Origin of the sequence: Chitinophaga chungangae, assembly GCF_017742215.1 — a bacterium.
In the GTDB taxonomy this organism is placed as follows: domain Bacteria; phylum Bacteroidota; class Bacteroidia; order Chitinophagales; family Chitinophagaceae; genus Chitinophaga; species Chitinophaga chungangae.
Map to the genome: position 1 here is coordinate 1,302,019 of NZ_JAGHKP010000001.1, position 20,581 is coordinate 1,322,599.

The window sequence follows — 20,581 nt, forward strand, 5'->3', positions numbered from 1 at the left end:
GATACGTAACCGAAAAATAAATATTAACGGATGAAACACCACATTTCCAGATTCACCACCGGCCTTTTACTGGCCTTTCTGCTGGCGGCAAACCCGCTGTCTGCACAGATCCGCGTGCTCATCGTCGGCGGCGGCGGATCGCACGATTTTAACCGCTGGTACAAACAGGAAGACGCGGCCACGCTCGAAAAAGGCGGGCTGGCCACCGTTACCTACACAGACGATCCTTCCACGATCCTCAGCCAGTTGGAAAATACAGACGTGCTGATGTTGTCCAACAACCAGCCCATCAAGGATTCCATGACGCGAAAAGCCATATTCGCCTTTGCGGACGCCGGGAAAGGACTGGTGCTGGCGCATGCTTCCATCTGGTACAACTGGCGCGACTGGCCGACGTATAACTTCAAGCTGGTAAGCGGCGGCAGCCGTTCGCATGAGAAATACGGTCCCTTCACCGTCACCCTCAACGACACCAAACACCCTGTCACTAAAAACGTTCCCAAATCGTTCACGCTCGACGATGAGTTGTATCACTACAACGCAGATCCCGCCGGGCCGGGCATCCGCGTGCTGGCAACGAGCAAAAACGAAGCAGGCGTTTCGCATCCCGCGCTTTTCGTGGTGAAACACCCGAAAGCCCGCATCGTAGGCATTGCATTAGGGCACGACGCGGCTTCCCACGAGCTGGAAGCATACCAGACCATGCTGCGGAACGCCGTGAAATGGGCGGCCCGCAAATAAACTTCATTACAAATAACAAATCAGTATACACAATGAAACAGATCACGGTAGTAATCGTTGGAATGGGCTTCGGCAAAGAGTTTATACCCATCTATCAGAACCATCCCGCCATCAAAAGGGTGGGCATCTGCACCCGCAACCCGGCCACGCTGAAAGAGCTGAAAGAAAAATTTAATCTCGACGACGACCTTATTTTCACCAATTACGAAGACGTGCCCAAACGCGCGGATGTAGACGCCATCCACATCGTGACGCCGGTGCCCGAGCATGCTAAAATGACCCTGGCTTCGCTTAACGCCGGCAAACACACGGCCTGCACCATTCCCATGGCAATGACCGTGGAAGACTGCAAGGCCATCGTGGAAGCAAGGAAAAAATCGGGAAAGGTGTATATGATGATGGAAACCGCATTGTACACCCGCGAGTTCCTTTACGGACTGCATCTCGCGGAAACCGGCCAGCTGGGCCGCATCCAGTTCGTGCGCGGCTCGCATATCCAGGATATGAGCATGCCGGGCTGGGACGAATACTGGAAAGGTTATCCGCCGATGCTCAACGGCACCCACGCGATCTCGCCGCTGCTGCGCATCAATAACACGGTAGCGGATACCGTTGTATGCCACGGTTCCGGCCGTCTGGGCGACGATCTCGCCAAACGTTACAATTCTCCTTTCGCGGTGGAAACGGCCACGTTTACGCTGAAAAACTCGGATGTGGTAGCAGAGGCCACACGTTCGCTGTTCGACGTGGTGCGCCAGTACCGTGAGAGCTACGACGTATATGGCACTAAAATGTCTTTCGAATGGGAACAGTTGCAGGATGAAGAACACGTAGTGTTCGACGGCGGGGAGAACGCGAAACGCGTGAACGTGCCCGATACGGATGCGCTGCTGATCCCGGAGATCGCGCATTTCACCAAAAGGGAAAAGATCGACGATCCCAATCACGTGTCTTTCCTCCAGGGCGCAGGCCATGGCGGCTCGCACCCGCACCTGGTACAGGAATTTCTTGCCGCGATCGTGGAAGGCCGCCCTTCCGCGGTAGACGCGCATCTCGCCGCGAATTACACCTGTGCGGGCATTTGCGCGCACGAATCGGCGATGAACAACGGCAAACGCGTACAGATCCCTCAATTTGAATTGTAACCGATGGAGACAGGCGTAAGTACATTCGTTTGGGTGTCTCCCTTTTCCACCGCATCGTTTCACCTCGTGCAGAAAATTAAAGCGGCCGGGTACGATATTATCGAAGTGGCGGTGGAAGACGCGGGACTGATAGACTGGCCGCAATTGCGTTCCATGGCGCAGGATGCGGGGCTGAAAATTACCATCAGCGGGGCTTTCGGGCCAGACCGCGATCTTTCCTCGGAAGACACGCGCATCCGCAAACAGGCGCTGGATTACATCATCAGCTGTACCCGTATTGCAGAGCAAATGGGCAGCCCGGTGTTTACCGGTCCGCTGTATGCGGCCGTCGGGAAAACGCGCATCGTAAGTTCGGAACAAAAAACACAGGAGCGGAACTGGTGCCTGCAGGGCCTTCGCGAAGCGGCGAAAGTCGCCGCGAACCATGGCGTACTGCTGGGCGTGGAGCCGCTGAACCGCTTTGAAACGGATATGATCAACACGGTAGACCAGGCGCTGGACCTGGTGAAAGAAGCCGGTCACCCCAGCCTCCGTATTTCGCTGGACACCTTTCACGCCAATATCGAGGAAAAGAACATTCCCGCAGCCATCCGCAGGATCGGCGGGGAACTGCTCTGCCACGTGCAAGGCAACGAAAGCGACCGCGGCACCCCCGGCACCGGCCATCTCGACTGGCCGGGCATCCGCGACGCACTGCGGGAGATCGGCTACAACGGCGCCATCGTGCTGGAAACGTTCGGCGCGCCGTCGAAAGAGCTGGCCCGCGCGGCCTGCATCTGGCGGCCGCTGGCTAACAGTGCAGACGAGCTGGCTGCCGAAGGAGCAACATTTTACAGAAGTATGTTTTTGTAACAGTTTTGAGTAAATAAACTGGAAACGTGGAAACAAGGGCGGTTCTCCCGAAAGGGAGGCTGCCTTTTGTTTTGCCGGGAGGGATTTAAAACGTATTCTTCTTTTGCAATTCCGGCATCGCTTCGTCGATCCTTTTTGCCAGCTCGGGCAGCTTGATGGTGGGCACTGCGGGGAAAAGATGATGTTCCAGGTGATAGAACATACTGAAGGTGATCTTGTTTTTCCAGCCGCTGCGCTGCGTTCTGGCGAGATGGGGGGCGTCTTCCGTGCCGTGATGGACCGTCCACACCGCGAAGAACGCCATCAGGAACTCGCCGGTGAGCATCACGATCACATGGTACACCAGGAAATGAACGTTGAAATAAAAAACGATGAACGCGAATAACGCGATAGAAATCAGTTCAGCCAGCACATTTTTCCTGTACTTTTTATTGCCTGCCTGCAGGGTTACTTTGTGTATCAGGAACATGTGCACGGGGCCGTACAGAATGGCTCCGTACCAGCTCATGCCGGCGGATTTGCCTTCGTAATCGTCTTCAGACAGGCAATATTTGTGATGCCGGAGGTGGTTGAACTTTACGGCGTGGATCGACGCCATCATGAGAACGCTGTTTCCATACAAGGTAAACCAGGTAAAGAACCTGTTAATGCCCAGCGAATTGTGAAACCCGTTGTGCACCTGCCGCAGTGCGGTGAGGAAAAAGAAAGCGGAAAAGGGCAGCGCAAACCAGTAATATCCGAAGTAAGCCAGCGCCCAGGAGGCAAATAACCAGGGAAGCGTGACGTTGTTCTCGATGAGCAGCTCTTTCAGGGACAGCTTGCGGAGGTCCTGCCAGGTTACTTTGCGGGTGATTTCAGCGTGTGTCATAGGTAAGAGGTTTAACTTATTAAAAATAGGAAAGCGGGCGGTCGTGGCCTATGATATTTATCACGTCTTTTTTATTTCGAATTGCGAAAGGTATAAACGAAAACCTGATGTAACCCGTTTGTCATTTTGCTAAAACTGTTTAGCAATTATTTCCCCGAATCTGCGGATATTTGCCCCGTGAAATCAGAATCAGATGATCAGTTTTAAAAGGTTGGATCACGTGGCGGTAATGATCCCGAGAGGCAAAACCGCCGAAGCCAGGGCATTTTACGGGGGAGTTTTACAATTGAAGGAAATCCCGGGGCAGCATCCGCGCAACGCCACCTGGTTCGAAGTGGGCGGCGTGCAGCTGCACCTGGTGGAAGAAGACGGTCTGCCCGACCATATCTCCGGCCGTCATCCCGCATTCGAGGTCATAGACCTGGAAGCCGCCAAAACCTATCTTCAGAACAAAGGCGTCGAGATCGCATATTCGTCCGTGATCACCGGCCGTGAGCGTTTCTTTTTCCGCGACGTGTTCGGCAACAGGATAGAGCTGCTGGAATACCTGCAATAGTCAGGGTGTGTTTTCTTCCTTCGTCAGCACCATATCCATCCACGGTTGCCAGGTTTTTCCGCCGTCCCTGCTGGTTTCCCAGGTGCCGGTGAGCTGTTTGCCGTCTTCGCTGAACGTGAATGTGCCGCGTTCCGTATCGCTGAAGAACGTCCAGCTGCCGTTTTCCATTTTCCCGTGCATGCTGCTCATTTGCCCGGTATTGTTCCAGAACTGCAGGAAAAACAATTGTTTCCCCGCATCGTAGCCGATCATTTCGAGCGCCTGCATGCGTTCTCCATCCATCTTCACATCTACCCGGTGTTCCATGAAATGCCCGCCGGGAAACCATTGGTAAGTGTCGATGCCTTCCGCCGTGATCACCGGTTCCTGCCTGCCGGTGCCTTTCGTGCGCCAGGCGCCTTCGAAAACACCGAGTTGCCGAATTACATTTTCCATACTTCAAGTTACTGCAAATCCCGGGCCCGCAACGGGTGCGTCCGGGCCAAACCGAAGGGGCGTACGCGACGAAACAGCCTGATGACATGTTGATGCATCATGAATGATTACATGAGAAAATGCGTGTGAATGTCCGGGTAAAGGCGGCGGAAGGCGCGGCTGCAGGTTAAACGGCGATGCCGCCTGTATGCCTGGTAACTGTCATGGTACACCTCCTTTTTTGTGCGTGAGGAGAAAATTGCGGGACTAAAATACGGTATTTCGCTTATATTGTCCGCCATAATCCCTTACTATGAAATCAGGTATCGAGACCACGATGGTGGCTGAACGTTACGCCCGCATGAGCAACGAAGAACTGATCGGCCAGGTTACCCTCAACGCGGCCGGCATGACGCCGGAAGCCATCGAGATCGCCAGGAAGGAAATTGTGGCGAGAGGCCTGAACCCCAGGCTGGCGGAGGCAGTGGCCGTACAGAACCGGGAATGGACGGAAGACGATATTGCCGCTTATTGTGATCTGATCAGCAAACAATCCTGCCCGCATTGCGGAAAAAACGACAGCCGCTTAAACGGAACGGAAAGTGCCGAAACAATGAGCTTTCTTTTGTTTACAAGTTTCAAACGCAAGCTGGTCGTGGGTTGCAAGTCCTGCCTGAATAAAGCGGTTTTCGGCGCATTGGGCAAATCGTTTGTGCTGGGATGGTGGGGCATACCCTGGGGGCTGCTCAGAACGCCGCAGTCGATCTTTATCAATCTGAACAACCTCCGTTTTCACAGCAGTAAAACGCACAACGAGTGCCTGCAGCGGTTCGTAACCGCGCACAGGGGCGAGCTGGCGGCGATCGATGAAGACGCATTCGATTGGGATGTACTCGATCTAAGCTGATTCCCCCGGCGCATAAGTAACAATGTCGATGCCCACGCCGTTGGGGTCCTGTATGGCGAAATGCCTGTCGCCCCAGGGTTCTTCCCTCATTTCGATCTCGATCTTTACGCCTTTATTCCGGACCTTTTGGTACCATTCGTCCACATTCTCCACTTCAATGGTGAGGTACATGCCTTTTCCTGCAAATGCGGGCTGGAAGAGCGGTTGCTGGCTCGGGTGGCCCGGCAGCAGGAAACTCAGCTCGGCGGTGCGGCCGGGCGTATGCATCAGCAGGTAAAATTCATTTTCGAAAGTGACGCCAAAATCGAGTATGTCCGTGTAGAATGTTCTGGATTCGGCCAGTTTGGCGGTGAGGACACCTGCGTTCAGTTTCATAAGTTAAATGTTTTATGACACAAAATTCAGGATTTTGCGTGGGCGGGGATTGTACAGATCGGACATTATCACTTCAGTGCGGCATGGGGTGAAAGGCCGTACATCGCGCGGAATTCGCGGATAAAATGCGCCTGGTCGTAATACCCGGCATCGTAGAAGATCTTGTTTTTGCGCAGGCTTTCGGCCGAAGGTTTTGCCTGTAATACCTGCTGGAAGCGTACCACTTTGCTGAACGTTTTCGGGCTTTCGCCAACGTACCGGTCAAACAGCCGGCGGAGCTGTCTGGCGCTGATGCCTTCGGCAAGCTGTTCCGCCTGCATGGCGCCTTTCGATTGCAGGATGCGGTCCATGGCGTCGAAAAAACGGGTATCTACCCGGAACTGCGAATTAGCCAGCACGCGCAGGAAATAATTATCAAAATGTTCGGGTGCTGGCAGCAAAGCCAGTTCCCTGGCTACTTCGGGCAGCAGGAGCTGTAGCGGTTCCACGCGGTCCGTCATGTCAGACGCGGGAATGCCGAACAGCAAAGGGAAAGCGGCAGGAAGAAAACGCACGCCGGTATAATGAAATTCCGTTTCCAGCGCGAACTCGGAATAAGAAGCCGAAAACCCCGCCAGCCAGGATTCTTCTGGGTTAAATACATTGATGAAAATATCCATGCAGCCGTCTGCCACCACACGGTAAGAAAACGGCCCGTTCAGCGGGCGGGTGGTATGCAATTCCCAGTAACAATAAATAAAAGCAGACAACGCGGGATGCGGCGGCAGCTCGGTGTAACGAACGCCATTGTCTGCATTGCGCAGCGAGGGCTGGCGCGGGTGGAAAAGCCGCCGGATGACTGGAAGGGTCAGCATATCCGCGAATATAAGCCAAACGCGGGAAACGGGTTTTTCCGCATCGCGTAAATCGTTTTCCGCATCCGAGCGGCAGGGGGAATGGGGCGGCAGTACCTTCGCAGCCGAAATAGATGATTTATGCTATACAGAACTTTATTATTGCTCGTAACGGCGCTTTTTCTTTCCGCCGGTGTGTTTGCTACGGACGATGAAGCGGATTACGGCCATATCGCCGGGAAAGTAAAGACGACAGACGGCAAGCCCGTAGCGGGCGTAAGCGTATCGCTGAAAGGCACGCGCAAAATGAGCGTTACGCAGGAAAACGGCGGATTTTCCCTCAAACATATCAAGCCGGGCAGTTACGAGCTGGAAGTGTCTTTCCTCGGCTACGACCGCCAGGTGCAGGCAGTAACGGTGACCGCCAACGAAACCGCGGAAGTAAGCGTTACGCTGAACGTATCCAGCGTGAACCTGAAAGAGTACACCGTAACGGACGTGCGCAATCCTTATAAAACGGCAGCTAATTCCAGCAGCCTCCGGCTCAACGGCCTGCTCATCGAGCAGCCTCAGAACATCCAGGTGGTTACCGGCAAAGTGCTGGCCGATCAGCAGATCACCAGCATGAGCGACGGCATTATCCGCAACGTGAGCGGCGTAACGAAACTCGAGCACTGGGGCGACCTTTACGCCCGCATCAACATGCGCGGCGCAAGGGCATCCGCTTTCCGCAACGGCATGAACATCACCAGCACCTGGGGTCCGCTTACGGAAGACATGAGTTTTGTTGAACAGGTGGAATTTGTGAAAGGCCCCGCCGGTTTTATGATGTCCAACGGCGAGCCCAGCGGCATTTACAACGTGGTGACCAAAAAACCTACCGGCATCACCAAAGGCGAAGCCGTACTTACGCTCGGAAGCTACGACATGTACCGCGCCACCCTCGACCTGGACGGCAAGCTGAACAAAGAAGGCAGCCTCCTGTATCGTTTTAACCTCATGGGGCAAAGCAAAAACTCCTTCCGCGATTACGAGTTCAACAAACGTTTCAGCATCGCGCCGGTGGTGAGCTATAAAATAGACGATCAAACCACGCTCACGCTCGAATACGTGCTGCAGCACGTGAACATGTTCGACGCGGGCTCTTATTACGTATTTCATCCCGATGGTTACGCCAAACTACCGCGTGAGTTCACCACGGCGGAACCTGGCCTCGACCCCACCAAGATCACCGATCACAGCGTGCAGGTGAACCTGCAGCACAACTTCAGCCCCAGTTGGAAACTGACTGCCCAGGCGGCGTATTTCAATTACCGGCAGGAAGGCACTACGCTGTGGCCGAACGAAGTAAGGCCCGATGGCAAAATGATCCGTTCGGTAGGGATCTGGGACGCCGCGAACGAATCCAGGTTCGGTCAGGTATACCTCAACGGCGAAGTGCATACCGGCGGCGTCCGTCACCGCATCCTCGCGGGGCTGGACCTCGGTACCAAACATTACATGGCAGACTGGAGCCAGGCGCACGCGCTGGATTCCAACAACGCTGAGTTTGACGTGAACAACCCCGTGTATGGCGCCCCCGTAAACGGCCTGCCGGTGTTCGACCGTAGCAAAAGCCTCAGCGAACGAGCAGGCTCAACGATCATCGACCAGTCTTATACCGGCGTTTACGTGCAGGACGAGCTGGGCTTCTTCAACGACGCATTGCGCGTAACGCTTGCTGGTCGTTATACTTACGTGAAAGAAAATTCCTACGGCACGAAGGTGGACGACAACCGTTTTACGCCGCGTTTCGGCCTGAGTTATTCCATCGATAAATCCACTTCCGTATATGCGTTGTACGACCAAACGTTCGTGCCGCAGACCGGCCTGCTGCGCAACCAGGAAAAACCCAAGCCCATCGTGGGCAACAACCTGGAAGCCGGCGTTAAAAAAGACTGGTTCGACGGCAAATGGAACACCACTTTGTCTGCCTACCGCATCATCAAAAACAACGAACTGACGCCCGACCCGGCCAACCAGGGCAACGAAAACTTCTCGCTGCAGCTGGGGCAAACAAAAGCCGAAGGTGTGGAGTTCGATGTGCGCGGCGAGATCGTGAGCGGCCTGAGCCTTGTTGCGAACTATGCGTTCACGAATTCCGTGATCACCCGTACTTCCGATAAAAATCCTCCCCACGGTTCTGAAGTAGGCGCCGCGGTGCCGGGTTTTGCCAAACACACGGCCAATGCCTGGCTGCATTACAAACTGGCGAACGGTGCGTTGAAAGGTTTCGGTATTTCAGGCGGCTTTACATACCTGGCAGACAGGAGCACCTGGAGCTGGGGCGGTGTGGGCCAGCAGCAGATGCCGGATTATTTCAAGCTGGACGGCGGCCTGTTCTGGCAGAAAGACAGGATCAGCATCAATGCGAACGTATTCAACATTCTCGACAAATATCTTTACAGCGGTTCTTCCTATGAAACGTATTATTACTGGCAGGCGGAGCCCGGCAGGAACATGCGTTTGAGCATAGGGTACAAGTTCTGATAAAATTATTTTCAGTATGAAAGCCGGCCTTTTGGGCCGGCTTTTTTTGTGGAAAAAATAGGGCGGTGAAAAACGTTGCGGTGTTTTGAAATGCGGTAAATTGAAAACCATTGTTTGATTAACTGCTGATTTTTATGACAGTGAATTTTATGGACGTGTATAACGTCGAGCACCTGGAAGGCAAGCGGGTAGGGGAGTTTGAGGCGGAATTGGAGGATGGGAGTTGGGGATTGATGAAACTTGAAGTAAGTGAAGAACCGCATGAGATATTGCCCAATGTTTACAACCTCGCTTTCGGGCCGGTGGATGGATGGGGAAAAATTAATACGCATGCGCGAATGCGTTACAGGTACCGGATGAAGGTTTTTTCGACGGTATTATTATTCATGGAAAATTACCTGCGTGCTTACCCCGGTTGCAAGCTGGGAATTGACGGATCGAGCAATTCGAGGGCGGAACTGTATTACCGGGGATGGCAGCGGCATTTTGTTTACCTGAATGCTTACATGCAAATGGAGGGAGTGAAATTTTATGTGAGGATACTACGAACAGGAAAGAATCAACTGGATGATCCATTTGATTTTGAAGATGTGGAGCACAACAAATATTTGATTGGGAGATCCGGTGCTCCAGACAAAAATGTTATGTACAATTATTTTATCGTATCCAAAAAATAAAATGATATGGAGAACATCAATGCAGAACCGGAAAAGGTTCGAAAACATTTACACGAATTATACGGAATACGCGGTACCAGGGTCCGCAATAAGTCTCGCGATGCCTGGAAACCGCCACCTGCCAAATCAACCGGGTCCTGGCATTTCAAATTCCTGAGCTGGGAGGATGTGTTCCTGATCCAGGAGGTGACGGAAACCGAAGAACGCGCAAAAGCCTTCATGGAGCATATCAGGAATATTTATGCCGGTGAGTTGAAACAGAAAGAAGAAGAACGGGCCGCCCTGAGAGCATCCTTCGGGTACCCATGAGAAATTCTCCTAAAAAGGAGGGCAAAAAAGCCCTCTTTTTTTATTCCACGGATTTTTACTACTTTTTCGCACAAGAAAAGTTGCGAATTAGTGATATGAGTTCACCATTAACTGAGCATATTCATCATTGGTATGCTTCGTTCCACGTCCACCTGGTAAAAATCGCGCTCCGATGGGGGTATGGCGAAGAAGAAAGCCGTGACCTTGTACAACAGTTCTTCCTTGATCTCATGCAGAAAGACCTGGAGTACAAAGGCGTTTTACATCCCCAGGCTTACCTGTCCCGCGCGTTCAGCCGCAAGCTGGTGGATAACTACCGGCGGGAAAAACAGCAGCAGAAAGCCGCCGGGCTCATCGATCTTAAAACCTACGAGCCTTCCATCCTCGAAAATATCGTAGAGATCCAGGCCAACGAAGAACTGATCGCCAAAATAAAAAATGCCTACAACACCCTGCCGGCACGCTGCCGCAAGGTTATTCAACTCAAATATTACGAAGGCCTTACCACCGAACAGATCGCCGAACGCACCGGCTGGAATACCCGCACCGTCTACAACAACCTCTACGAAGGCATCAAAGCGCTTCGGGCGGAGCTTAACCGCACCGATCCCAGGCTCAAGTTCGCCGCCGTGTTCTCCATCCTCCCCATCCTGTAACCGTATCGCTGCGCATGTTGCAACGCCGTTTGCGCATGTTTTTCAGCTTCTCCCTTACCTTAAATAGTTTGTTATCAAGGCTTTCCCTCTTTTTTTGGGTTTTTTTCAAGAAAAGTTGGTAAAAACGCTCTCAATTCCCGTCAATATTGGAAACAGGCAGCGTATGTCCGAACGTTATGAATTGGAAGAACTGGTCATAGACGATTCTTTTGTTAACTATTGTTTCCGGCGGCAGGAAGCCGATGTTGTCCGCTGGGAAGCCTATCTGCGCCAATACCCGGAAGAAGCCGCCACCATCGCCGAAGCCCGGGAAATGGTGCTGGGCATTTCCGTAATGCTCTGGGAGAACCAGCAGACCGATATCGTCACAAAAGTATTCCCGTGGCGCCGCGCCCTCGCGGCCGCCGCTTCCGTGGCAGTGATCGCCTTGGCGGCCTGGTGGCTGCTGAAACCCGCTTCCACCGCACTGGTGGCCGATGCCGCGATGCCCGATGTTTTTATTACCCTGCTGGCCGAAAAGAAAACCGTCCGTTTGCCGGACAGCTCCACCGTGATCCTCAACGCAGGCTCGGAACTGCGGCTGGATAGCGGGTTCGGCGCCAAACACCGCTGCGTGCGCCTCAAAGGCGAAGCCTTGTTCGACGTGGAGCCGGACGCTGCCAATCCCTTCATCGTAAAAGTGGACGGCTACGATGTAAAAGTACTGGGCACGGTATTCAACGTAAAATCATACCCCGGAGATAAAAACAGTGAAACGTCGCTGCTGAGCGGTAAAGTAGAGATCCAGCTGGCTAACCAGGCCAGCGGTTTTAAAGTGCTGCGCCCGAAGGAAAAGTTCGTGATCGTAAAATCCGTAGAGCCGCTGGCGCCCGCGGATATTTCCGAACCGGCAGACAACCTGAAGACCGCGGCGCCTAAAACCGCCATCCGCCCGCTGGTATACAACCGCAGCCAACTGAATGTAGAGACCGCATGGTCGGAAAACAGGTTGGTGATAGAAAACGAAACCTTCGGAGACATCCGCGAAAAGCTGGAACGCTGGTTCGACGTGTCTATCCAATTCGACGACAAGACCATAGAAACCTACAGGTTCACAGCCACATTTGAAAAAGAAAACATCATCCAGGTAATGAAAGCGCTGCAAGCCTCTTACGGCTTCACCTTCGAGAAGGAAGGCAGAAGCATCAGGATCAGCCGGTAACAGATTGATAACAACCAAAAGACCTTTCCCGATAAAAAAGGGGATACAACAGCTGGTACCTGTTCTATCCCCGGCTAAAAACGGGTACGGATTGCCGCGCCCTATTTCTAACATAAAGCATCACTAAGGTATGAAAAACACCTGTATTAAACTGCCCCGCAGCCGGGCGTTTAAAAAGATTCTACTTATGAAACTGACAATTGCATTGCTGCTCACCACCACCTTGCAGGTAATGGCCTACGAAGGCAATTCGCAAGACAGGGTGAGCGTGGATTTCAGGGAAACCCGCCTCACCCGCGCGCTGAAAGAAGTGGAAAAACGTTCCGCTTACCGCTTCGTATTCAGCAACCTCGTGCTGGACGAGCAACTGAAAGTGACGCTGGAAGCGAAGAACATGCCCGTGACCGACCTGCTGCGGCAGCTGCTTACCGGCACCGGGCTTACCTACAGCATGCTGGACAACGATCTCGTGGTCATTAAAAAAGCCGAACTGCCCGCCGGCGTTATCACCGTTAAAGGAAAAGTGACGGACAGCAAGGGCGTGCCGCTTCCCGGCGTAACTGTGATGGCCGGGCCCAATAAAGGTACCGTTTGTAACGCCGATGGCGAATATACCATCCAGGTAGACGAAGATGGCAGCCTCTCTTTCAGTTTCATCGGTTATACCACGCAAACTGTGAAGGTGGACAAACGCGCTACCATCAACATCGTTCTCGTGGAAAGCACGGACAAAGAGCTGGGTGAAATTGTGGTGGTAGGTTACGGCTCCGTGAACAAACGCGACCTGACCAGCGCCGTGACCAACTTGCGCCAGAAAGACCTGATCGCGGGCGCGGTATCGCCGTTGCTGGCCATCCAGGGCAAAGTACCGGGGCTTACCATTTCCACCGGCAACAACGGCACCGATCCCAACGCGGGCGTTACCATCCAGCTGCGCGGGGTGAACTCCATCAATGCCGCGCAGGGACCGCTGATCGTGATAGACGGCATTCCGGGCGGCAGCATCAACTCGGTGGTGCGCGAAGACATTGAATCGATCAACGTGCTGCGCGACGCGTCGGCCGCTGCTATTTACGGTACCAGGGCTTCCGGCGGCGTAATCCTCATCACCACCAAAAAAGCGAAAGCAGGGCAAACGAGGGTCACCCTCACCAGCGAACTGTTTATGGAAACCGTGCGCAGAAGGCCGGAAAGCCTTTCCGCCGAAGAATTCCTCGAACACAAGATCGACGCCGACAAGGGCGCCAGAACGGATTGGTACGATGAAGTGACCAATAAAAACCCGCTCAGCCAGCGTTATGTGCTGAACGTAAACGGCGGCACGGAAAATGCACAGGTGTACGCCACTTTCATGGCCCGCGACGCAAAAGGCATGGCCATCGAATCGAGGAGGAAAGAAATAAGCGGAAGGCTGAACACCAATTTCAGGTTCTTCGACGGTTTCGCGGAATTGTCCACCAACATCAGCTATTCCCAGGCGAAAGCGGACTTCAGCGACAACGAAATTTTTAACATGGCCCTGTTGCTCAACCCCACCGAATCGCCCTACGACCCCAACGACGTGACCGGCCTGAACGTGCCCCACGCCAGTTACGACTACTTCAACCCCGTGGCGGAGGTAAGGCTCCGCAGCAACCAGACGCAGTACAAATATCTGCTGGCCAGCTCCACGCTGAAACTTCACCTGACTAAAGACCTTTTCGCCTCCGGCATGGTGGCCATCAAGAACAATACGGAGCATAATAATTTCTACCGTTCCTCCCAGCACCGCATTTCCCGCGCCGAGGGCTACGACGGCTATGCATCGCAAAGCTACAGCCGCTGGGACGACCGCACGCTTGAGCTTACCCTTAACTATAACAAGGTTTTCGGCAATCACAGCATCAACGCCGTGGGCGGTTATACTTACCAGGACTTCAACGGCCAGGGTTTTAACGCGAACAACTCCGATTTCCCGGTAGATGGCATCCGCGACAACGATATGGGCACAGGCACTTACTTGTCCGACGGCCGCGCGGGCATCGGTTCCTGGAAAAACGCTTCCATCAAACTGATCGCTTTCTTCGGCCGCGTGAATTATTCCTACCGCGATAAATACATCTTCACCGGTTCGCTCCGTCATGAAGGTTCAGGCAAATTTGCGCCGGGCAACCAATGGGGCACCTTCCCCGGTGTGTCCGCAGCCTGGAGGATCACCGAAGAGCCGTTCCTGAAAGGCAACAACGTGATCAATAACCTCAAACTGCGCGGCGGCTACGGCGCTACCGGCAACGAAGGCTTCGACGCCAATGTGGCTACCCGCATGTACGGCCCGGATACCTGGTGGAGAACCGGCGGCGACTGGATCAAGACGTATGGCGTGCTGCACAACCAGAATAAAGACATCCGCTGGGAAGTGAAAAAAGAATACAACGTCGGGCTGGATTTCGCCTTCTTCGACAACCGTCTTACCGGCCGCTTCGACCTTTACAAACGCAAGGTAGACGATATGATCTACAACGTGGAAGTTTCGCAGCCCCCCGCCATCCACAATACCACTACCGTGAACGTGGGCAGTATGGAGAACAGGGGTTACGAGATAGAACTGAACATGGATGTCGTGCGTAAAGAGAACTTCAATTATACGACGGGCCTTATTGCCGCTTCGAACCGCAGCAGGTTGATCACGCTCAACGGCGGAAGCACGTTCATCGACCGGAAAAGTTTCCCCGCGCCCGGAAGCCCCGGCACCGCCGTGAGGCTCTACCCCGGCGAGGATATCGGCCGGTTTTTTATCTGGAAGTCCGCCGGGTTCTCTCCTGAAGGCTCCTGGCTGCTGTACGACAAAGACGGCAAACCGTTCGACGTAGCGACCCAGCAGAAAAAACAGGAAGACAAATATTTCGTCGGCAACGCCATTCCGCGCCTTATTCTCAGCTGGAACCATACCATCAGCTGGAAACAATTCGATGCGGGCGTGTATTTCCGCAGCTGGCTGGGTTACGACGTGTTCAACATGATCGATATGTATTACGGCGTGGCCCAGGGAAGCAAGCGCAACGTGCTTCGCAGCGCTTATGGGAAAAACAGCCAGATCAAAAAAGAAAAAGAACTGAGCGATTACTGGCTGGAAAAAGGCGATTTCGTGAAGCTGGACGCTTTGTCTGTCGGGTATACCTTCAAACCCGGCACGGTAAAACCTTTCGAGGGGCTTCGCCTGTATGCCACCGCACGCGACCTGTTCGTGATCACCAAATACACCGGTCTTGACCCCGAAGTGAATATCAACGGGCTGGAACCCGGCTTCGAGGAAAGGAACGTTTACCCGAGAACGCGCACTTTCATGCTCGGCGCGCAGGTTAATTTCTAAGAAGGTTATTTTTCATTTACAAGTTCATCGATATGAAAATAAAGATCATTACAGCTTTGATGATTGTGTTACTGGCGGGATGTACGAACCTGGACCAGAAGTTTTACGACCGGGTAACGCCGGAAACTTTCTTCAAAAGCGAAAAAGATATTAAAGCGGCGCTGTACCGGCCTTTCACCCATGCCCGCTGGTACCTGGGGGGCGACCGCTGGAAGCTCCAGGAATATACCGCGGACCAGTTTGCTATCACCACCAAAGGCCGTCACTGGTACAACGGCGGCGAAAACGAACGGTATCATTACCACCGCTGGACGGCCGAAGACAACTGGATCTGGGAAACCTGGCGCGGTACCCTCATGGGCGTAGCCCTCGCGCTTGACGCCAAGTCGGACCTCAGCAAGCTGGACTATTCCAAGTTCGCGCTTACCCAGGCGGATAAAGACGATCATGTGAACCAGCTCAACACGCTCATCGCTTTGTTTTATCTCTATGGCCTGGATTATTTCGGCGGGCTGCCGATTTTTGAGGCGCTGGAAGGTTCTTCGCTGCCCAGGAATACAGACCAGGAAACCTTCAACCACATCGAAAAACTGCTGAAAGAAGCGATCACGAAGCTGCCGAAAAAACAGGCCGCCGATAAGGAAGAAGAAGGCGCCTTCCGCGCTGCGGGCGCCGCCGCATTGCTGGCAAGGCTTTATTTCAACGCGGAGGCTTACATCGGCACGAAGAAATTCGCCGAAGCGCAAAAACTCTGTGAAGACATCATTGCCGGCGTATACGGTCCCTATTCGCTGGACCCTGTTTGGAACGGCGTACATGGTTTTAAAAACAACCTGTCGCCCGAGATTATCTGGAACATTCCTTCCGAGTTCAACAAACTGCAATACGACTGGTTCTACGCGGATTTTTATCATTACAACACGCGCCAGTATTTCAATGTGGACGGCGGCGCCAATAACGGCGCGCATCTTCAGCCTTCCCGCACGCCTGCCGGCGCACTGTATAAAACAAGTTTCAAACTGGGCTCGCCTTACGAAAAATTCAACGATGCGGACCTTCGTAAACATCCTTACAAATACACCGGCGGCGGCAATTATGAAGGAATGTTCATCATCGGCCCGCATCTCACGCCCGAAGGCGATATCATCAGGGGGGGCGAGGAGTACAATAACCAGGCGCTCATTTTTGTAGACCAGGTAGGCCGTTTTTCCGAAGTGGGCCCCGGTAAAAAATATGCGAGCGTTGCGGAATTGCCCAGCCGCATGTCTGAGGGGGAAGAAAATACAGGCGTGCGCCTCGTGAAAGTGCCCATTCCCAACAGAACGGACAACAATTTGCGCTGGGGTGCGGACAATCCCGCCATCCGGTTGTCTGAGATCTACCTGATGCTGGCCGAATGCAAAATGCGCGCAAGCGACCCCGGCGGCGCGGCCACGCTCATCAACGACGTCCGTAAACGTAATTTTGTTGGCGGCGCCGATCCGGACCCGGTTACGGCGGCCAATCTCGACGATTACCGTATGCTGGACGAATGGGGCATCGAGTTCCTCGGTGAAGGCCGCCGCAGAACGGACCTGATCCGCTTCAAAAAATTCACGACGGATACCTGGTGGGACCACCAGGCGTCGGAATCCTTCAGAAGCCGCTTCCCTGTGCCAACACGGGCGATTTCAGGGAACAACAACCTCGAGCAGAATCCCGGGTATGGAAAGTAATGTCCGGAAATGCGTTCAATAGGAAACGGCCGTCAGTTTTGGCGGCCGTTTTTTATTGGAGAGAATGTGAATTATATTCATAATGCGTGCCTTCCCGTAATATGACGCGGTATTTTATTAATTCTCAATTATTTTCCGGCCGGGATTATGGAAGAAACAAAGCAATCCGTAGCTTCGCACCTGATCCTTATTCCAGGCAGAGAGTGAACTATCGGCTTACCATATCGGGCGGTACACATCATTAATAAAATATACCGGGTTAAAATTATACTTATGCATGAGTGCTTTACGAAGCTTTTTGCGTCGTTGACGGTGGCGGTCTTCTTTTTGCTGCCTCCCTGCGCATTGGCCCGCGAAGCAAATTACCAGGTACGGGGAACCGTTACCAATGCCCGCCAGGAAGCCCTTCCCGGGGTAAGCGTCAGCGAAAAAGGATCGGCTAACGGCACTGTAACCGACGCCTATGGCCGCTTCACCCTCACGGTGGCCGGCAGCTCTTCCATATTGATATTCAGGTCCATCGGTTTCCAAACAAAAGAAATAGCTGCGGGCAGCGGCGTGTTGCAGGTGCAGCTGGAGCAGGACGTTACCAGTCTTAACAGCGTGGTGGTAACCGCACTGGGCATAAGGCGGGAAGAAAAAGCGCTGGGTTATTCCATCGCTACGCTGGGCGGCGACCAGGTGAATACCGTCAAGGAAGTGAATATTACCAACGCGCTGTCTGCCAAGGTAGCCGGCGTAAGTGTGCGCAGCGCCAGCGCGGACCCGGGGGCTACCACGCTTGTTACGATCCGCGGGCAGGGCAGTTTCCAGGGATATAACCAGCCGTTGTACGTGGTAGACGGCATTCCGCTCGCTTCGGCCATCCGCATGCCCGTGCAGCCGGTGGGCGAATCGGCGGTGGATTACGGCAGCACGATTTCAGATATCAACCCGGACGATGTTGCGACCATTACCGTGCTGAAAGGCGCCAGCGCTTCGGCGCTGTACGGTAGCCGGGCCATTAACGGCGTGATCCTCATCACCACCAAAGCCGGCCCCGGCGTCAAAAAAAGGCCCGGCGTTTCCGTGAATTCCAGCCTGATGTTCGACCAGCCATGGCTTTTCCCGCAGTTTCAAAACGAATTTGGCGCGGGAGACAGGCCGGGCACGGAAGAAACCGTGTCTGAAGCCTCCTGGGGCCCGCGCATCAACGCAGGCACCAAACACGTGCAATGGAACAGCCCCAAAGACGCTTCCGGCAACCCGGTGCCCACCGATTGGGTGGCTTATCCTCACCGGCATAAAGACTTTTTCAACACCGGCCACACGCTCACCAACAACGTGGCCGTAACGGGCGGCAACAGCGACGGGAATTTCAGGCTCTCGTACACCAACCTTCTCAACAACGGCATCGTGCCCAATACCGGCCTGGACAGGAATACGCTGAACCTTGCCGTGAATTATGCCCTTCATCCCAAAATAAAACTGGCCGCCAATATCGGCTATACGAAAAACCGCAGCGCCAACCGCCCCACTTACAACCGGGGCAGCGTGAGCAACATCGTGTATACCACCACGCCGAACGTAGACGTGAAGCAGCTGCGCGATTACTGGGCGCCCGGCGGCGAAGGCCGGCAGCAATTTTCGCATGTGCCCGGCTCGATGGACAACCCGTATTTCGTGGCGTACGAATTCATCAACAGCTACGACCGCAACCGTCTCACCGGCAATGTTGAGCTGAACGTGCAGCTCACGAAAGACCTGGGCCTGATGGGCCGCACCGCGATGGATATGTTCAACGAAACACGTGAAAACAAACGCCCTTTCAGTTCCATTCGTAATCCCGTTGGTGCGTACGCGTTAGAGACCGAATATTTCCGGGAACAGAATACCGATTTCCTGCTGACGTATAAAAGATCATTGTCGCCGGATTTTTTTGTGTCCGTTTCCGGCGGCGGCAACCGCATGGACCAGCAGGGCCGCAGTACGCTGCTAAGCACGGAAAGCCTGATCTCGCCCGGCGTTTACAACATCAACAACGCGCGCGCAGGAACGGTGTACAACAATACCTACCGCTTCCGCAAACGCATCAACAGCCTGTACGGCATGGCGCAGCTGGTTTTCCGGCACTACGCCTTCCTCGACATCACCGCGCGTAACGACTGGAGCAGCACGCTTCCCGCTGCGAACAATTCCTATTTTTATCCTTCGGTTTCCGGCAGCCTGGTAGTGTCCGATCTGCTGAAACTGAAGCCCGGTGCAGTTTCCTACGCAAAACTGCGCGCCAGCTGGGCGCAGGTGGGTGGAGACACCGGGCCGTACGAACTGTACAACACCTACACTTTCGGACAGGATTGGGGCGACGTGAAAAGAGCGTACCTCGACGAAGTACTGAAAAACAGCCGGCTCAAGCCGCTCATCGCCACGTCTTACGAACTGGGCGCCGATGTACGTTTCCTGAACGGCAGGCTGGGGCTGGATTTTACATACTACAACACTGTCAACCGCAACCAGATACTCAATGTGCCTACCACCATGGCTGCCGGTTACGGTCGCAAGCTCATCAACGCAGGGCGCATCCGAAACCGCGGGGTGGAAATAACGTTGAACGCAACGCCGCTTGCGGCGGGCTTCCGCTGGGAAGTTCAGGCGAATTTCACGCGCAACCGCAATAAGGTGCTGCAGCTTACTGAAGGACTGACGAGCTTTTTGCTGGGCGGAGCGGAGGGCGTGCGTTTTGAAGTGCGGGAAGGAACGGAGATGGGCGATTTTTACGCGCTGGGATGGGCCACCGTTCCGGATGGGCCGCATAAAGGCGAGCCGCTGCTTAACCAGGACGGCAGTTACCGGCAGGTGAACGGTTATGTCAGGATCGGGAATTACAATCCCGATTTCATGCTCGGTTTTTCCAACACGTTCGCTTACAAAAATCTTACGCTCAACCTACTGCTGGACTGGCGGCAGGGCGGCGAGTTCTTTTCTTATGTCGCGAAAAACCTGCTCAGCGACGGCCGCACCGTGAACACTTTGCAGGGCCGCGACCCCGCCACCGGCGGCCTTTCCTGGACGGACGCGGTGGGCAATCACCGCACGGATGGAATGGTGCTGCACGGGTACATCGAAGAAACACCGGGCAATTATGTGCTGAACGACCGTATCACCGACCCGGAAAATTATTACGGCGAATATTACTGGAGCTTCAACAGCCGCTCCACGTACAGCGCCACTTATGTGAAGCTGCGCGAAGCTTCGCTGACGTACAGTTTCCCGCGGAAAACACTGGGGAAATTCATCCGGAACCTCAACGTGTCGCTCATTGCGCGCAATCTTTTAACATGGACGGCCGCAGACAAAGGCTTCGATCCGGAAACGGCGATGACCATCGCCAACGGCAGCTTTTCACCGGGCGTCGCCAGCTGGTCGCTGCCGTACACCCGGTCGTTCGGGGCGAGGGCAGGGTTTAACTTTTAAA

Annotated in this window: 17 protein-coding genes; 13 read left to right on the plus strand and 4 right to left on the minus strand. The window is 54.0% G+C overall.

The window, feature by feature from the left end:
* Nucleotides 1–30: 30 nt before the first annotated feature.
* From J7I43_RS05525 to J7I43_RS05535, 3 genes are read left to right on the plus strand one after another with little or no spacing between them, the layout of a single operon-like run.
* Nucleotides 31–741, plus strand: coding sequence for a ThuA domain-containing protein (locus tag J7I43_RS05525; protein WP_209144068.1), 711 nt, complete (start codon nucleotides 31–33; stop codon nucleotides 739–741).
* Nucleotides 742–773: 32 nt separating this feature from the next.
* Nucleotides 774–1,886: a Gfo/Idh/MocA family protein gene (locus J7I43_RS05530; RefSeq protein ID WP_209144070.1), complete on the plus strand. Its 1,113-nt coding sequence runs from the start codon at nucleotides 774–776 to the stop codon at nucleotides 1,884–1,886.
* Between the two features lie 3 nt (nucleotides 1,887–1,889).
* On the plus strand, nucleotides 1,890–2,738 hold the full coding sequence (locus J7I43_RS05535) for a sugar phosphate isomerase/epimerase family protein (RefSeq protein WP_209144072.1): 849 nt from the start codon (nucleotides 1,890–1,892) through the stop codon (nucleotides 2,736–2,738).
* An 85-nt stretch (nucleotides 2,739–2,823) separates the two neighbouring features.
* Here J7I43_RS05535 and J7I43_RS05540 read toward each other — a convergent pair whose 3' ends face one another.
* Nucleotides 2,824–3,606, minus strand: coding sequence for a fatty acid desaturase family protein (locus J7I43_RS05540; RefSeq protein WP_209144074.1), 783 nt, complete (start codon nucleotides 3,604–3,606; stop codon nucleotides 2,824–2,826).
* Nucleotides 3,607–3,799: 193 nt separating this feature from the next.
* Between J7I43_RS05540 and J7I43_RS05545 the strand changes: the two genes are divergently transcribed.
* Nucleotides 3,800–4,162 (plus strand): VOC family protein, encoded by a 363-nt coding sequence (locus tag J7I43_RS05545; RefSeq protein ID WP_209144076.1) that lies wholly within the window; start codon nucleotides 3,800–3,802, stop codon nucleotides 4,160–4,162.
* Here J7I43_RS05545 and J7I43_RS05550 read toward each other — a convergent pair whose 3' ends face one another.
* Entirely contained in the window at nucleotides 4,163–4,597 is a 435-nt protein-coding gene (locus J7I43_RS05550; RefSeq protein WP_209144078.1) for a DUF1579 family protein, read from the minus strand.
* A 292-nt stretch (nucleotides 4,598–4,889) separates the two neighbouring features.
* Here J7I43_RS05550 and J7I43_RS05555 point away from each other — a divergent pair, with 292 nt between their 5' ends.
* A complete protein-coding gene (locus J7I43_RS05555; protein WP_209144080.1) occupies nucleotides 4,890–5,483 on the plus strand; it encodes a hypothetical protein in 594 nt (197 codons plus the stop codon).
* On the opposite strand, the gene J7I43_RS05560 is transcribed toward J7I43_RS05555, so the two are convergent.
* Both J7I43_RS05560 and J7I43_RS05565 read right to left on the minus strand, forming a co-directional pair.
* Nucleotides 5,475–5,858, minus strand: a complete 384-nt coding sequence (locus J7I43_RS05560) for a VOC family protein (protein WP_209144082.1) — start codon at nucleotides 5,856–5,858, stop codon at nucleotides 5,475–5,477. The genes J7I43_RS05555 and J7I43_RS05560 overlap by 9 nt on opposite strands.
* Nucleotides 5,859–5,926: 68 nt before the next feature.
* Nucleotides 5,927–6,712 carry a helix-turn-helix domain-containing protein gene (locus J7I43_RS05565; protein WP_209144084.1) on the minus strand — a complete coding sequence of 262 codons (786 nt, stop codon included), beginning with the start codon at nucleotides 6,710–6,712 and terminating at the stop codon, nucleotides 5,927–5,929.
* A 120-nt stretch (nucleotides 6,713–6,832) separates the two neighbouring features.
* Here J7I43_RS05565 and J7I43_RS05570 point away from each other — a divergent pair, with 120 nt between their 5' ends.
* The 8 genes from J7I43_RS05570 to J7I43_RS05605 all read left to right on the plus strand — a co-directional run bounded on the left by J7I43_RS05570 (nucleotide 6,833) and on the right by J7I43_RS05605 (nucleotide 20,580).
* Entirely contained in the window at nucleotides 6,833–9,220 is a 2,388-nt protein-coding gene (locus J7I43_RS05570) for a TonB-dependent receptor (RefSeq protein WP_209144086.1), read from the plus strand.
* Nucleotides 9,221–9,354: 134 nt separating this feature from the next.
* On the plus strand, nucleotides 9,355–9,897 hold the full coding sequence (locus tag J7I43_RS05575) for a DUF6934 family protein (RefSeq protein WP_209144088.1): 543 nt from the start codon (nucleotides 9,355–9,357) through the stop codon (nucleotides 9,895–9,897).
* Between the two features lie 6 nt (nucleotides 9,898–9,903).
* Nucleotides 9,904–10,206, plus strand: a complete 303-nt coding sequence (locus J7I43_RS05580) for a hypothetical protein (RefSeq protein ID WP_209144090.1) — start codon at nucleotides 9,904–9,906, stop codon at nucleotides 10,204–10,206.
* Between the two features lie 95 nt (nucleotides 10,207–10,301).
* Complete coding sequence (locus J7I43_RS05585; RefSeq protein ID WP_209144092.1) at nucleotides 10,302–10,862, plus strand: RNA polymerase sigma factor; 561 nt, start codon at nucleotides 10,302–10,304, stop codon at nucleotides 10,860–10,862.
* 163 nt (nucleotides 10,863–11,025) lie between these two features.
* A complete protein-coding gene (locus J7I43_RS05590; RefSeq protein ID WP_209144094.1) occupies nucleotides 11,026–12,063 on the plus strand; it encodes a FecR family protein in 1,038 nt (345 codons plus the stop codon).
* A gap of 187 nt (nucleotides 12,064–12,250) precedes the next feature.
* Nucleotides 12,251–15,412, plus strand: coding sequence for a SusC/RagA family TonB-linked outer membrane protein (locus tag J7I43_RS05595; RefSeq protein ID WP_209144096.1), 3,162 nt, complete (start codon nucleotides 12,251–12,253; stop codon nucleotides 15,410–15,412).
* Between the two features lie 32 nt (nucleotides 15,413–15,444).
* Complete coding sequence (locus J7I43_RS05600; protein ID WP_209144098.1) at nucleotides 15,445–17,127, plus strand: RagB/SusD family nutrient uptake outer membrane protein; 1,683 nt, start codon at nucleotides 15,445–15,447, stop codon at nucleotides 17,125–17,127.
* 273 nt (nucleotides 17,128–17,400) lie between these two features.
* Nucleotides 17,401–20,580, plus strand: coding sequence for a SusC/RagA family TonB-linked outer membrane protein (locus tag J7I43_RS05605; protein ID WP_209144100.1), 3,180 nt, complete (start codon nucleotides 17,401–17,403; stop codon nucleotides 20,578–20,580).
* Nucleotide 20,581: the final 1 nt, after the last annotated feature.

Coding starts and splice junctions, on each gene's coding strand:
- J7I43_RS05525 (WP_209144068.1), top strand. CDS start 31: ATGAAACACCACATTTCCAGATTCACCACCGGCCTTTTACTGGCCTTT.
- J7I43_RS05530 (WP_209144070.1), top strand. CDS start 774: ATGAAACAGATCACGGTAGTAATCGTTGGAATGGGCTTCGGCAAAGAG.
- J7I43_RS05535 (WP_209144072.1), top strand. CDS start 1,890: ATGGAGACAGGCGTAAGTACATTCGTTTGGGTGTCTCCCTTTTCCACC.
- J7I43_RS05540 (WP_209144074.1), bottom strand. CDS start 3,606: ATGACACACGCTGAAATCACCCGCAAAGTAACCTGGCAGGACCTCCGC.
- J7I43_RS05545 (WP_209144076.1), top strand. CDS start 3,800: ATGATCAGTTTTAAAAGGTTGGATCACGTGGCGGTAATGATCCCGAGA.
- J7I43_RS05550 (WP_209144078.1), bottom strand. CDS start 4,597: ATGGAAAATGTAATTCGGCAACTCGGTGTTTTCGAAGGCGCCTGGCGC.
- J7I43_RS05555 (WP_209144080.1), top strand. CDS start 4,890: ATGAAATCAGGTATCGAGACCACGATGGTGGCTGAACGTTACGCCCGC.
- J7I43_RS05560 (WP_209144082.1), bottom strand. CDS start 5,858: ATGAAACTGAACGCAGGTGTCCTCACCGCCAAACTGGCCGAATCCAGA.
- J7I43_RS05565 (WP_209144084.1), bottom strand. CDS start 6,712: ATGCTGACCCTTCCAGTCATCCGGCGGCTTTTCCACCCGCGCCAGCCC.
- J7I43_RS05570 (WP_209144086.1), top strand. CDS start 6,833: ATGCTATACAGAACTTTATTATTGCTCGTAACGGCGCTTTTTCTTTCC.
- J7I43_RS05575 (WP_209144088.1), top strand. CDS start 9,355: ATGACAGTGAATTTTATGGACGTGTATAACGTCGAGCACCTGGAAGGC.
- J7I43_RS05580 (WP_209144090.1), top strand. CDS start 9,904: ATGGAGAACATCAATGCAGAACCGGAAAAGGTTCGAAAACATTTACAC.
- J7I43_RS05585 (WP_209144092.1), top strand. CDS start 10,302: ATGAGTTCACCATTAACTGAGCATATTCATCATTGGTATGCTTCGTTC.
- J7I43_RS05590 (WP_209144094.1), top strand. CDS start 11,026: ATGTCCGAACGTTATGAATTGGAAGAACTGGTCATAGACGATTCTTTT.
- J7I43_RS05595 (WP_209144096.1), top strand. CDS start 12,251: ATGAAACTGACAATTGCATTGCTGCTCACCACCACCTTGCAGGTAATG.
- J7I43_RS05600 (WP_209144098.1), top strand. CDS start 15,445: ATGAAAATAAAGATCATTACAGCTTTGATGATTGTGTTACTGGCGGGA.
- J7I43_RS05605 (WP_209144100.1), top strand. CDS start 17,401: ATGCATGAGTGCTTTACGAAGCTTTTTGCGTCGTTGACGGTGGCGGTC.